At 54.3% G+C, this 13,161-nt stretch carries 11 protein-coding genes; all 11 read left to right on the top strand.

Features of this window, described 5'->3' with window-relative positions; all coding sequences use genetic code 11:
- The first annotated feature begins 159 nt into the window (after nt 1-159).
- The 11 genes from MRBBS_RS09550 (at nt 160) to MRBBS_RS09510 (ending at nt 13,074) form a co-directional block, all read left to right on the top strand.
- Nucleotides 160-3,936: an ATP-binding protein gene (locus tag MRBBS_RS09550; RefSeq protein WP_014871289.1), complete on the top strand. Its 3,777-nt coding sequence runs from the start codon at nt 160-162 to the stop codon at nt 3,934-3,936.
- The gene (locus tag MRBBS_RS09545) at nt 3,926-4,564 is read left to right on the top strand and encodes a condensin complex protein MksE (RefSeq protein WP_014871288.1); all 639 of its coding nucleotides are present in this window, start codon (nt 3,926-3,928) and stop codon (nt 4,562-4,564) included. Before MRBBS_RS09550 ends, MRBBS_RS09545 begins: the two co-directional genes overlap by 11 nt.
- Nucleotides 4,564-5,814, top strand: coding sequence for a hypothetical protein (locus tag MRBBS_RS09540; protein WP_014871287.1), 1,251 nt, complete (start codon nt 4,564-4,566; stop codon nt 5,812-5,814). The genes MRBBS_RS09545 and MRBBS_RS09540 overlap by 1 nt, the downstream gene beginning before the upstream one ends.
- Nucleotides 5,815-5,885: 71 nt before the next feature.
- The gene (locus tag MRBBS_RS20255) at nt 5,886-6,008 is read left to right on the top strand and encodes a hypothetical protein (RefSeq protein WP_014871285.1); all 123 of its coding nucleotides are present in this window, start codon (nt 5,886-5,888) and stop codon (nt 6,006-6,008) included.
- 128 nt (nt 6,009-6,136) lie between these two features.
- Complete coding sequence (locus MRBBS_RS09535) at nt 6,137-6,796, top strand: alpha/beta hydrolase (protein WP_014871284.1); 660 nt, start codon at nt 6,137-6,139, stop codon at nt 6,794-6,796.
- 57 nt (nt 6,797-6,853) lie between these two features.
- Complete coding sequence (locus MRBBS_RS09530; protein ID WP_014871283.1) at nt 6,854-7,426, top strand: ACP phosphodiesterase; 573 nt, start codon at nt 6,854-6,856, stop codon at nt 7,424-7,426.
- Nucleotides 7,427-7,463: 37 nt separating this feature from the next.
- Nucleotides 7,464-8,642, top strand: a complete 1,179-nt coding sequence (locus MRBBS_RS09525) for a CynX/NimT family MFS transporter (RefSeq protein WP_014871282.1) — start codon at nt 7,464-7,466, stop codon at nt 8,640-8,642.
- Between the two features lie 123 nt (nt 8,643-8,765).
- Nucleotides 8,766-9,311 (top strand): hypothetical protein, encoded by a 546-nt coding sequence (locus MRBBS_RS19985; RefSeq protein ID WP_014871281.1) that lies wholly within the window; start codon nt 8,766-8,768, stop codon nt 9,309-9,311.
- Nucleotides 9,301-9,636: a hypothetical protein gene (locus MRBBS_RS19980; protein ID WP_014871280.1), complete on the top strand. Its 336-nt coding sequence runs from the start codon at nt 9,301-9,303 to the stop codon at nt 9,634-9,636. The genes MRBBS_RS19985 and MRBBS_RS19980 overlap by 11 nt, the downstream gene beginning before the upstream one ends.
- A gap of 182 nt (nt 9,637-9,818) precedes the next feature.
- Nucleotides 9,819-11,282: a malate:quinone oxidoreductase gene (locus MRBBS_RS09515; RefSeq protein ID WP_014871279.1), complete on the top strand. Its 1,464-nt coding sequence runs from the start codon at nt 9,819-9,821 to the stop codon at nt 11,280-11,282.
- A 55-nt stretch (nt 11,283-11,337) separates the two neighbouring features.
- Entirely contained in the window at nt 11,338-13,074 is a 1,737-nt protein-coding gene (locus MRBBS_RS09510) for an isocitrate/isopropylmalate family dehydrogenase (protein ID WP_014871278.1), read from the top strand.
- The last annotated feature ends 87 nt before the right edge of the window (nt 13,075-13,161 follow it).

Genomic DNA, 13,161 nt, shown 5'->3' with positions numbered 1-13,161 from the left:
CGAACACACGTTAATCAAACGGCTAATAGAGCGTAGCCAAGGTCTTCATTGCGGCAGATTGCACAAATTCCTTCCGATTAAGCACGGGTTTACGCTTAAAACAAGCTAGAATACCCGCCGGAAATCTACTGATCAGGCATTAAAGCGAGGAGAAAGACGGTGGCTGCGACAGAGCAAAATTATGGGCTGGAGAGCATTATCCTGCACCATTCGTTTACCCAGGTGAAGGGCCGGACCATTCGCATCGACTGCCGCGAGCGCACCCATGTAGGCGGCGTGAACGGCGCCGGGAAAACCTCGATTCTGGCGCTAATTCCGGCGTTTTACGGGGAAGAACCCGAGCGCATTGTCAGCAAGGGTTCCGGCCGCCTGTCGTTTTTGGATTACTACTTGCCTAGCCTGCAAAGCCTGGTGATTTTCGAGTACAGCCGCCACCGCGGTACTTGTTGCTCCGTCATGTTTCGGCACCACTCGGGGAAGCTGTGCTACCGCTTTGTGGAAGGTTCAGCTGCGGACACTTTTTTTGCGCCAGACGTCATCGAAATGTTGAAAGCCGGCGCGACCGCCGACGCCGTTTTTGAAAAGCTTCGCGAGTTAAAGCGCAATGTGTCTCGGATAATCGACACCATCACCAGTTACCGCGCCATTATCCAGCGCAACCCTCGCCTATTGAAACGTTCCGCCGCTGATGCGCGCAAACTGCGAGGCCTTGCAGCGGACTTTGGCATGGGCAGTGCCGACACGCACATGAGCAATATTGAACGTCTGACCCACGTGGTGCTGAATAAAAACCGTTTGATGTCCAGTTTCAAAGCAATGATTTGCGAAACTCAATTTGACAATATTCACATTCATGGTCGGCCCAAAACCATCGACGAAAGCGGCCTGGTGAGTGATATTCGCAGCATCAAGGCCTTTGAAAAAGAAGAAGCCAAAATTCGCGAGTGCCTGCAGCAAGAGAATGAACGCCAGGCCATTCTGGCTGCCAGCCGGCGCACAGTCGCCAGCTTGACGGCGACCGTCGACGAGGCCAATGACAGTAAAGCCGACATTGCCCGCGACATCGCCAAACTGAAAGAACGTATTAACGAGGAAAGCGAACAACAGCGCCAGTCCGACGACGAGATTGCGGGGGTTCTGGCGGATAAAAACTACGAGCTGAAAGTGAAAGAGGGTGACCTTGACGGCATCTATAAAAAGCGCGAGTACTACGATACTGAAAGAGCGCCTGAACTGACCCAGGATCTTCAGAATATTGGTGAATATCGCCGCCAAAAAATCGATGCCGATTCGGATCTGACTGGCCTGACCAGCAAAGTGACTCAGGTCGAAAGCGAGTTCAGACACGAGGTCAGCGAGTTGAAGAGTGCCTTTTCCCGCGAGCAGGGCGATCGCGAGCGGAAGGTCAGCGACGCTGAGGCCGCGCGCAAAGACGCAGCTTACCAACACGACAAAGCCATCAGCGCTCTGGACCACGAGAAAACCCGTGAAATAGGCCAGCAGCGCGAAGAGCGCAGTCAGGAACGCTCCGCCATTCAAAACCAGTTGGCCCGCGCCGAAACCCTGCGTGATAATCAAAGTTATAACGATGACGAAACCGGCCAGATAGCCGCTGCCGAAGCGGCCGTGCAAAACGCCGAAGAACAGGCGCAGCATGTTTCTGGCGAGTTGATCGACGCTAACCGCAAAAAAGACCAGGCTCGGGAAGATCGCGACACCGCTCAGAAACACCTTCTGCACGCTCAAGAGCAAATCGATACACTAACGGCGGCGTTTGAAGATTTACAGCGGCAGATTTCGCCAGATAATGACACCTGGCTTTCCGCATTGCGCAAACAAGATTCGGGATGGGCCCACGGCTTGGCAAAAGTGATTCACCCCGATCTGCTGATGCGCACCGACCTTAATCCTTTAATGCACAGCACTGCGGTTGCTGAACGCCGACAAGTCATGGGCTGGGTACTGAACACCGATGCGATATCCGCACCAGACTTTGCGGCCTCAGAAGAAGACCTGCAAGCGCGTTTGCACAACATTGATCAAAAACGCCAGGCCGCACGAAAAACCCGGGATGACACAGAGAAAGCCGCGCGTAATCGCAACGATGCCTACCAGGCACGGTGTTCCGCTGTAGAACACATGAACACTGAGAAAAAGCTCACCGATGACTCGCTCACTCGGCAGCGTGAGTACCTGAAGACCCTAAGGGAGCAAATCCGCCAGGCTTTGAACGAGCGCAAGCAAGCCCAAGGCGCGAAAGTGACCGAACTGCAGAGCCTTCTGGAGCAGTTCAAAAAAGACAGTGAAATGGGCGAAACCGCCACCATCAGCCAGTTTGCCAAGCGTTTAATGGATTTGCGCGGCCAGTGGGCCGAGCGCGAATCCCAGCTGCAGTTGAATATTGATCACGCTCAACAACGGGTTCAGCAAGCCCTTAGCGAGCACGAACAACGCCTGGAGCTGAAACAAACGGCGTTTAACCAGAAATTAGAAGACGAAGGCATAGATCCAAAAGTGGTGCAGCAGGCACGTGCCAAGGCTGAAAGCCTGAAAAATCGGGTGAAAGAAATTGAGCAAGCCGAGCCTTTAGTGCGCGAATACAAAAACTGGCTCGACAAGGACTGGTCACGTAAAGACGGCCTGACTGGCGACTGCAACCTGCTGGAGAAACAGGTGGCGGACATAAAAACCCGACGCAGCGAACGTCTGCGCAAGCACCAGGAAAGTGTTAAACAGGTGAATGCGGACATCATTCGGCATCAGCAGAGAATCGGCGCGCTGGCCAAGCAGATCGAGGAAGCCGAGGGTATTCTGAAGAAGTTCGAAACCGCCCCCGATGACATGGCGATGCCCGGCAACATGGTTAATCTGACCGGCGAACTGCAGGATGCCTACGAGCGTCTGGACAAGCTGCGCCGCGAGGTGATGGCTACCTTCAAACGCGCGCTCACAGTGCTGAACCAGTACAACGGCACCCAAATCCAGAGCGCTTGGCAAAAGCTGAGTGAATTCCGCCGGCAGCGGCTGGCAGATCCAGCCCAGGAATACGATGAAGCTTTCCAGCTCATGCAAGTGCAAGACTTGCGTTCACTTCTGGACACCGACATTCCGCAACTGCGTTCTACTTTGGTGGATCAGTTTACCTCTGAAGCCAACACCTTGTGCCGTTATTTCGACAGCCTGGAAACCATGGCTCGGGAAGTGAAAGCCGTGTCCCGCACTCTGCGCCAGAAAATCAACACTGATCAGCGCATTGAATCCCTAAGCGATATTCAAGTGGTGCTAAGGCCGCGGATTGAAGACGACGAAAGCTGGCAGCCCCTGAAGAGTTTTGTGGTGCAGTGGCGCGACTGGCACGCAGTGCACCGCCGCGAAATGCCGGATGACAGCATCACCATGGCGTTCCAGCTGGTCAGCGACACTTTGAAATCGGCCAGCCTGGGTGAAAGTGTGGAATCCATGGTGGATATGCATCTGACCATGAAAGAAAACGGTCGCGAAGCGGTGATTCGTAACGACAACGATTTCCTGACCGCCAGTTCCCAGGGCTTGACGTACCTGGCCATTATGGCGGTGTTCATGGGCCTGACTCGCTACCTGTGCCCAGACAAGAACACCCGCATTACCTGGCCCATAGACGAGTTGGGCACTCTTAGCTCCAATAACATCGCACGCATGGCAGAAATGCTGGAACACAACAACCTGACCATGATCTCAGCCTGTCCGAAACTGGACCGGCCGCTGCGCAAGTTCTTTGAAAACAAGATCAGCCTGCAGCACGGCCGCGTACACAACTTTGAAAGCGCCGCACCAAGCGCGCCGAAAAGCGATTTTCTGGCCAGCGTAACCCGCCCGCGTTCGGCCGCTGATGCAACGGACGACCTGACAGATGACTTGTTTACCAGCGCCATCGAGGGAGGCAACCATGCAAACTAATCCACTATTCGAACGCACGGTAAGCGCCTTACTGGCCGGTGAAATCATCTGCGAATACAGTCACGATGAACTGTATAACTATTTGCTGACGCAACCTGTGCAGCAAAAAGTTTCGGATTTCCTACAACAGATGAACCGTACCCTGCGCCAAACCAGCAGCCACGATGCCTGGCTGTGTTCTTACCAGGATCTGTCGCGCCCCGACGCCAAAGACGCCGTGCGCCAACAATTTCGCGAGGTCGCCAACCACTTGGAAGCCCTGGTGCAATTTTTACGGCTGGTGATGATGGTGGAAGCCGCACAACGCCCAATTTCCGCGGGTGAACACCTGCGTGAAGGCAAATTGCTGGAACGCATTTCCACCGCGCCGTCGCTCGAAGCCAAATTGCGTTCGCTGTGTGAAAAAGACCTGTTCCGCACCAAACGCAGTGACAGCGCAGGCCAATTGCGTGTGGTGCTGGAAAACCTTACCAAAGCCGGTTATCTAAAACCCATCGGCACCAGCGGCAGCGTGTTTTTGGCGACGGCAAAATGGAGCTGGTTGTACGACGTGATGACGTTCATTCAGACCCATGAAGGCATCCGCGAAGACAGCACTGAAGACGACCCGCAGCTGAGGATTGTCTGATGGCCAGAACCCACGATGCGCAATCCACCCTGCGGGCGTTGGCCACCTACGGTGATGCAATTCTGGAAGCCCATCTGAACCGTGGCAACCGAATTGCCCTGAACGACGACAACGTTGGCGTACTGGAAACCCTGGAACACCACCGTCTGGTGTGGCGCCTGGGGGACACAGAAGACCTGCAGCTGAAAAATGTTTTGGTGCGGCTGTTAGACCATATCACCGAATCGGAACGCCGACGCTTTGCCAGTGCCCAGGTTGACCGCCTTTGGAGCGATCTGAATAGGCTGTTTGTGGATTATCGCGAAGCCAAAAAACGCGCAGCGTTTACGGACAAATTGCGAATTGAGACAGAAATCAAAGAATGCCTGTCGGAAATCATTGAAGACATCCGCAACGCCACCGATACTTTCTCGTCTTACATCAGTAGCGGCTTCAGCTACATTACCGATATGGATCTGCGAATTCGCAAGAACCACGAAGTGATCGAGCGGGCAGGGCAACTAAACACCTTGTTTGAAAGCTTTAACACCCAAGACCTGGCCGATCAGGCCGGCAACGATCCGTTCCTTAAACGGCTGCTACTGAAATATCTGCCGGCGGCGTTGGAGCAAGGCCAGAAAAACCTCAGCTATGCTCTTAATCAGCTGCGCCTGACGCTGGTGCGCCTGCGTGAAGATCAGCGTTTGAGTAAATTGGTTGGTGGCTTTGAAAGCTATTTCGCCAACAATCGCGGTTATATCCCGTCTGTTGACGACCTGGACCTCGGCCACTGCCCGGCGCCGCTGAACAAGGTTGCGCCTTTCGCAATCATCGCTCGTGGTGATATTTATGACCCAACAGACGATGAAGACCTAATTGTTCTGGCGCAAACCGCTCGCACCTTGGGCGCTGACCCGCAAGGCACTGAACCGACAGCTGCGCTGCAAACCGTCGAGTTCGACGTTGTCGGAGCTTCTGACCTCGAAGAAGAGGATCCGGTGGATGAGCTGATTGAACAGTTGGTGCAGTTCGTGGTGGATGGCGATATTGGCGACGGCGAAATTGATGCCTTAGAGGCCCTCAGCGGCAGCGGTCTGACATTGGATGCTGCCACTTGGCTGTCCACGCTGGAAGCGCAGATCAACTCGCTGGCGCCCAACGACCAGAGCCAGATTGCAGTGGAATACAAAAGCCAGCTGGACCCGCTTTACACAGATAATCTCTACATTACCGGCATGACTTTACGAAGAAATAATGAAAGCCGAATTTAAGGCTATTGCCACTCTGTTGCAGGGCAGCAAACGCAGCGCCGCCCGCAATAAGGTCTGGACACAGATTCACCATGAAACCGGCCTGGGGACTGATAGTGCGCGGTATTCTGGCGTTTATGGCCAATCAGGAGTGTGCCATCATGCAGGAACATATAACGGCGCGGGCTTTGCCTCTGGTTGCCATTGCAGGGTAGCGTAGACTGCCTTATTTTCAGCCGCTCATCGAGGCTAGCGTAGGTTTCGAGTGCGCTGAGTGCACATGTAAAATAAAACACTCCGGGCTAATCCGGGCAACGTCTTTTTCGAAGAAACGAGGTATCAGGTGCAGGATCTTCAAACTATTGAGATTGAAACCCAAGCGAAACCCACGGCTGCCGTCATCTGGCTGCACGGTCTGGGCGCCAATGGACACGATTTTGAACCCGTAGTACCCGAGCTCGGCTTACCAGACGACGCCGCTGTGCGCTTTATATTCCCACACGCGCCTAATCTGCCGATCACGATCAACGGCGGCATGTCCATGCCGGCCTGGTATGACATCAAAGCAATGGACCTTGATCGTGTCATCGATACCGAGCAATTGATGGCTTCGGCCCGCGCTGTCGGCAAGTTGGTGGATCGGGAGATAGAACGTGGCATCGCTTCCGAAAACATCGTGATTGCCGGTTTCTCGCAGGGTGGAGCGGTTGCCTATGAATTAGGCCTGACGTATCCGAAGCGCCTGGCCGGTATTTTGGCGCTTTCAACTTATTTTGCCACCGCAAAGTCGGTGGTTCCTTCGCAGGCCAACGCCGGTATTCCCATCAATATCTATCACGGAACTTCTGACCCGATGGTTCCGGAAACTCTGGGCCTCCGCAGTTTGGAAGCACTTAAGGACATGGGCTATCAGCCGGCCTATATGACCTTTCCTATGGAACACAGCGTGTGCCTTGAGGAAATCCAGGAAATCGGCCAGTTCATTCGTAAATACGCCCTGTAATGACCACTTGCAGTCTTAGAGGCATACACTGATAAGTAACCCGACAGGACGCTTTCGTTGAACCATCTTGCTCACGTTTTTCTGGCTCCGGATTCTGCCGAGTGTCGTGTTGGCAGCATTCTCGGCGACTTCTGTCGCGGCGTCGACCTGTCTGCGTTACCGGACAAGGTGCAGGAAGGCGTTCGCCATCATATAGCCGTTGACGTGTTCACGGACAGCCACGCCGAGGTGCTCGCCAGTAAACGTTTGTTTTCGGCCCAACGCAGGCGCTTTGCCGGGGTGGCCCTCGATGTACTTTACGATCACTACCTGCTGCGCCACTGGCAGAGTTTTAGCCCGGCGTCACGCGATGCATTTGTGCATCGTGTGTATCAGGAGCTTCAACATAACGAACACCTGATGCCAGCACCGATGGTGAGAGTTACACGCCACATGGTTCGCCATGACTGGTTCGGTGCTTACCAGAATCTGAACAATGTTGGCGACGCCTTGGACCGGGTGGCCGAGCGCATTCGTTTCCCCAATCAGTTTGCCGGCATTATTGATGAAATTCGCGCTAACGACGTTCATCTGGAACAGAATTTTCTGAGATTTTTTCCGCAACTACAGAGTTTTGCCAGACAAACTTAATGTAGCTTCGACCTTTTAGACTTGGACTCCCACGGCAATGAGCAAACTCGAAACCCGGCAAGCCATCTTGGCTTTTATTGCTTTGATGCTGGTCGCCTTTAATCTGCGTCCAGCCCTTAGCAGTATCGGCCCTATGTTGCGCACGATCGGCAACAGCTTCACTCTGTCGTCTACAGCGCTCGGCATTCTGACGACGCTTCCAGTACTTTTTTTGGGACTGGCTGCACCGCTGGCGCCTAAGTTGGCAAGCCGCCTGGGTATTGAAAGAACGGTTCTGGTTGTTCTGGCTGTGTTAGCACTGGCACTGCTCGTGCGGCCCTATTCTGGCTTGGCGGGGCTGTTTGCCGGTACAGCCATAGCCGGGGGCTGTATCGGTATTATGGGTGTGTTACTGCCGGGTATTGTGAAACGCGATTTCCCCAACCACGCGAGTTTAATGACTGGCATCTATACCGCGGCACTCTGCTCAGGTGCCGCCATTGCGGCGGGCACAACGGAACCTCTGAGAGAGCTGTTTCATCAGCAATGGCGTCCGGCACTGGCTTTCTGGCTGGCGCCTGCCGTTATCGCCCTTGTGGCCTGGTGGGTTCAGTTAAGTGATAAAAAGCTGGGCGTCAAACCGAGAAAACTCCGTGGAAAATCCATATACCGTGATCGACTGGCGTGGCAAATAGCTCTTTATATGGGTTTGCAGTCGTCATTGGCGTATACCGTATTTGGCTGGCTGCCAACCATTTTACAAGACCGCGGCATCAGCGCCGTTGAAGCCGGCCTGGCGCTGTCAGCGTCTATTTTAATGCAAGTGGTTAGCGCCATCGCAGCGCCTTTAATTGCGAGTCAAATGCGCGATCAGCGAGCGATGATTTCTCTGATGATGTTGCTGGTCATCGTTGGCCTTGCTGGTTGTATTTACGGGCCAATGAATCAAATGTGGCTATGGGTCGTGCTGTTGGGTCTTGGTCAGGGCGGCGGCTTTAGTATGGCGCTTACCTTACTGGTGGTAAGAGCAAGAGACGCAGATGGCGCCGGGCGCCTGTCCGGAATGGCGCAAAGCCTGGGGTATGTCATGGCAGCCTTTGGGCCGCTGCTGGTTGGCGTGCTGCGCGATGTGTCCGGCGGCTGGCAGGCCGCCGGCGGATTTCTTATCGCGATCGGCTTAGGTGCAACGCTGGCAGGTCTGAAAGCCGGCCGCGATGGGTACGTGCTGGACGATTAGGGCAAACAGCACATTCATTGAAACTGAATGCCCACGAGTTGTCAGACAAGGTTCTGACTGAAACAAGCCGCAGCCAATCAATGGGATGTGCCGAGACGCGAGGTTCGATCCGAAATCCATAAAGTGTTGCATCCAGCCACGGGCAGAGAACTCGGCTTTGGCGAACTCGCAGACGCAGCAAGGGAGCTGGATGTTCCCGGTCGGCATGCTCTGGTGCTAAAACCGGACAACGAGCTGCGCTTTATTGGCAAGGAATCCGGGCTGATCAACGGCGAGCTGAAATCGGAACACGCCAAGGCTATTAATGGTGAGAACATTGTTACCGGCAAGGCGATTTTTGGCGCCGATATCGATCTAAGGAATACCCTCTACGCGGTCATCGTACGCCCGCCAGTCTGCGGCGCCAAGGTAAAAAACGTCGGTGACGTCGAGGTCGCTCTGGTTGCGAAGGAGTTCGAGGGGCAGCCCATTAAACCGCAGTGGTCCCGCGAGGATGATATCCACCACGCTTACTTCCATGCGGTTTCCGTCGATCATTTGGAAACGGGGCCTGGACGCCGAGGGCAAGGCCACCAGCTGGCGCCACCGGACCTTGTCGCCCAGCATTGCGTCGCTTTTCATGCCGGATCCCAAACACAAAGGGGAATTCGAGCTGGGCATGGGTTTTAACACTATGCCATTCGATATTCCTGCTATTCGGCTGGAAAATCCACCTGCACCGGCTCATGTGCCTATTGGCTGGTTCCGATCAGTGTACAATCTGCCTCATGCTTGGGCGATTCAGAGCTTTGCCCATGAAATGGCGGTGGCAGCCGGCAAGGACCATCGTGATTATGTTCTGGACCTGCTTGGGCCGGCCCGGGAAATTCACAACCTGACCGTTGGTGGTGGCTGGAACTACGGTGAGGATCCGGACCTGCACCCTATCGATATCGGCCGGATGCGACGGGTGATTGAGCGCACCACCGCAGAGGCGGGCTGGGGCGCAAGATAGAAAAAGGGCGAGGCTTGGACCTGGCCTGCCGCCGGTTGTGCCAGCATTGTGCAACGCCATTTATGCAGCCATCGGGAAGCGCATCCGTCGCCTTCCTGTTGGCAACCAGCTGAGTTAACGCTGATACAGAGCCAAGACTCTAGCGAGTCCTTTTAAAATTTGACGCTGGTGAGTAGACCTTTATGAACGTAGTGATCATAGGCGCAGGAATTATGGGCACCACTTTTGCCACCTTGGCGAAAGAGATTGCACCGAATTTGAATATCACCATCTTAGAGAGACTGGACAGTGCCGGGGCGGGAAATTCCTCTCCATTCTGGAACGCTGGCACGGGGCATGAAGCGAACTGCGAGCTCAACTACACGCCAGTCGATGAAGAGGTCATTTCGGTTGAAAAAGCGCTAAAGATCCACGCCCAGTTCAATGTCGCGAAGCAGTTCTGGGCTCATCTGGTCGAAAAAGGAGCCATAAAAGACCCTGAAACGTTTATCAACCAAACCAAACACTGCACCATTGTTTCCGAATCTGATATTGAGGAACTGCGGTTGCGGTTCAAGGAGATGTCGGCCCATCATTTCTTTGAGCACATGCGTTACTCAGAAGACTTCGATGAAATTAAGAGCTGGATTCCTTACACCATGGACGAGCGCCCACGCCATGAAAAAATGGCGGCTACCGTCATTGAGACGGGTACAGACGTTAATTTTGGTTCGTTAACGCAGCAAATGGCGGCTTACGCAGCCCAACACCTAGGGGTGAATTTTGAGTACGGTACCCACGTTAAGCGTGTGCAGAAGAGCCCAACCGGGCGGTGGGTTATCAAGGCTGAATGCAACGGGAAACCTGTTCAACACAAAGCCGATGTGCTTTTTGTGGGCGCCGGTGGGGGCGCATTTCCCCTCCTGAAAAAAACTCACTTGCCGTTCCGAAACCGTTTTGCCGGTTTCCCTGTGGGCGGGCGTTTTCTTCGGGCGCCGATTAGTGAAGAGCAAGCCGGGTATTACCGGGCTAAAACCTATGGCAAAGCGAAAGTGGGTGCACCTCCCATGTCCGTACCGCACCTGGATTTGCGGGTAGTTGACGGTAAACATTACTTATTGTTTGGCCCTTTCGCCTCATTTAAGCCCCGCCTCGAGAGAGATCGAGGGTTTGTTGATTACGTCAGGTCAATTCGCCCCCATGACATCCCTGGTTTGCTGAATGTCGCTTTAGAGCATTTCCCCTTGGTTAAATATCTGATTTCAGAAACCTTCAAAGGCGAAAAAACCATGTTCGAGGAGTTGGACAGCTTTGCTCCGGGCTTGAGTAAAAAGTTTGACTGGAAACCGGTTCAAGCTGGCCAGCGAGTGCAGATCATCAAAGACGGCGACCTGCAAATGGGCACAGAAATTCTTGTGTCTAAAGACAAGACTTACGGGACTTTATTGGGAGCATCGCCCGGGGCGTCGGTTTCGCCTGAGGTTATGTTGCGCTGTCTGGAACAGTTGATACCGTCTGTCTTTTCAAAAGAGGAAGGCAGGAAAAAGAAGAGCGAAATTTTCCCCGAGGATGATCTGGACACACTCATCAGTCATCCTGATCGTTACCGGGAGGTTCGCGATGCAGCTAACCAACTGTTGGGAATAATTCAGCCCAAGGCGCAATAACATCGGCCTACACTCTCAATACTGCAAATACTGCCAACACCGCGGAGAGTAATCTATGGACAGCAGGATTAATGTAACATCGCCTTTGGTCATTCTTCATGGCGATGAAATGGCCCAAGTTGCTTTCGAGCACATTCTCAAGAAATTCGTGACCGCGCGCCTGAACATCCAGCTTGAGGAAATAGACCTGTCCGCGGAACACCGCTTGCTGACCAACGGCCAAGCGGTGATTGATGCCATTGACGCCCTCAAACGCCATGGTGTGGGGGTAAAAAACGCTGGCATGACAGTTAACCGCCAGCAACTGGAAGAATTGCTTCGCAAACACCCAAATGTGGACCCTGACAATCTTCACCCACTGGCCACCAAATCGCCTAACGGCGCCATTCGCAAGGGCATCAGCGGCAATATAACCCGCGAAGACATCCAGTTTCGCAACCTCAAGTTCAGCCGTCCGGACTGGGTCGGTCGCGATATTGAAGTGGACACCATGGAGTTCGGTGGCATCAAAGACAGCTTCAACCAGCTGTCCCAGGCCACAGGCGTGGTCAAGCTGATGTTTGTCGGCAGCAGCGGCGACCCGGTGGAGCTGCACCGCCGTGAGCTTCGTAAGGGAGACCCCTGGCTGCTGGCCACGAACGATGTGGAAGACGTCAAAGCCTGGGCTCACCGCTTTTTCCAGCGCGCCATTAGCGAAAAACGGGATGTCTATCTGGGCCTGAAAGACACCGTTATCCCCGGTTACGACGGTGCCATGCGAAAGGTGATTGAAGACATCTACCAAAACGACTACCGCCAGAAAATCAAGTACCTGGGGTTGAGCTACCAGTACGAACTCATCGACGCCCAGGCCGCGCGCATTGTCTCTAACCCGCCAGCTCGCGCGCTCTGGGGCGTGCCTGACAACACGACAGGGCGCAAGCTGCTCAAACTGGTCAATCAGCTGAGGGAGGTCGGTATTCCCAGCCGCAGTGCCCATGTGTCTATTTCTCGCATGAGTGCCGGCGGTGGCGATCAGTACGGCAGCTTTAATATGCCGGCGCAGGAAGACGGCATTCTCAAGGTGATCGTAGACGGCGAAGAGAAACACGCCCGCCGCGTCGGTAAAGGCGACCCAATACTGTTCATGTCCAATGACCATGAAGCCATCAAAGACTGGGTGGCGCAGGTGTTTCGTGACGCTTCCCGCAAGAACAAAGAGGTCTACTTCGGTCTCAAACGCGAGTATATGGAATACGACGAAGTGTTCAGCAACGTTATCACCGAAGTGCGGCGGGAACTGGCCCGGGAGCACACACCGCCGCCGTCCTTCATGATCATGCGGCCCTCCAGTCAGCTCAAGAAGATGATCACCGATCCCCCGAGAAATGCGCTCTATCCGTCCCAGAATCTGGACGGCGATATCTTCTCGGACATCTCTGCCGCTCTCGGCGGCAGCCTGGCCACTGCCAGCTCTATCATCGAGAGCAAGGCCGGCACCATGCTTTTTGAGGCGCCCCACGGCACAGCTCATGATCTTTACCTGAAATATTTAGAGAGCGACGGCCGCGACGCCCACTTCAACCCCTCCGCGCTGATTTTTGCGCTCGCTAACGCTCTGGAAAACCTAGGCGAGCGCGAAGGTAACGCGCCCCTGGCCGACTACGCGGTGAGCCTCAAAGCAGCCCTTACCGACACCGTCGACAGGGGTATTGTCACCGCGGATCTCAAAGGCAAGACCGTCGACCCGGACTCAGAGCAGGTGGTGGACATGATAGGATTTCTGGACGCTGTAGAAGGCGCGCTCAAGTAGTTTCCAGCCGAAAGATGGGTTCTAACCCAAGGGCACAATTTACGATTCATATCGAATAGCCATTTAAAAAACGGCGATGCCCGCCCG

This window comes from Marinobacter sp. BSs20148 (assembly GCF_000283275.1).
Classification (GTDB): Bacteria; Pseudomonadota; Gammaproteobacteria; order Pseudomonadales; family Oleiphilaceae; genus Marinobacter; species Marinobacter psychrophilus.
This window is presented reverse-complemented; position numbering and strand designations above follow the sequence as displayed.

Coding starts and splice junctions, on each gene's coding strand:
- MRBBS_RS09540 (WP_014871287.1), top strand. CDS start 4,564: ATGGCCAGAACCCACGATGCGCAATCCACCCTGCGGGCGTTGGCCACC.
- MRBBS_RS19980 (WP_014871280.1), top strand. CDS start 9,301: ATGGGTTTTAACACTATGCCATTCGATATTCCTGCTATTCGGCTGGAA.
- MRBBS_RS09510 (WP_014871278.1), top strand. CDS start 11,338: ATGGACAGCAGGATTAATGTAACATCGCCTTTGGTCATTCTTCATGGC.
- MRBBS_RS09525 (WP_014871282.1), top strand. CDS start 7,464: ATGAGCAAACTCGAAACCCGGCAAGCCATCTTGGCTTTTATTGCTTTG.
- MRBBS_RS20255 (WP_014871285.1), top strand. CDS start 5,886: ATGAAACCGGCCTGGGGACTGATAGTGCGCGGTATTCTGGCGTTTATG.
- MRBBS_RS09545 (WP_014871288.1), top strand. CDS start 3,926: ATGCAAACTAATCCACTATTCGAACGCACGGTAAGCGCCTTACTGGCC.
- MRBBS_RS09515 (WP_014871279.1), top strand. CDS start 9,819: ATGAACGTAGTGATCATAGGCGCAGGAATTATGGGCACCACTTTTGCC.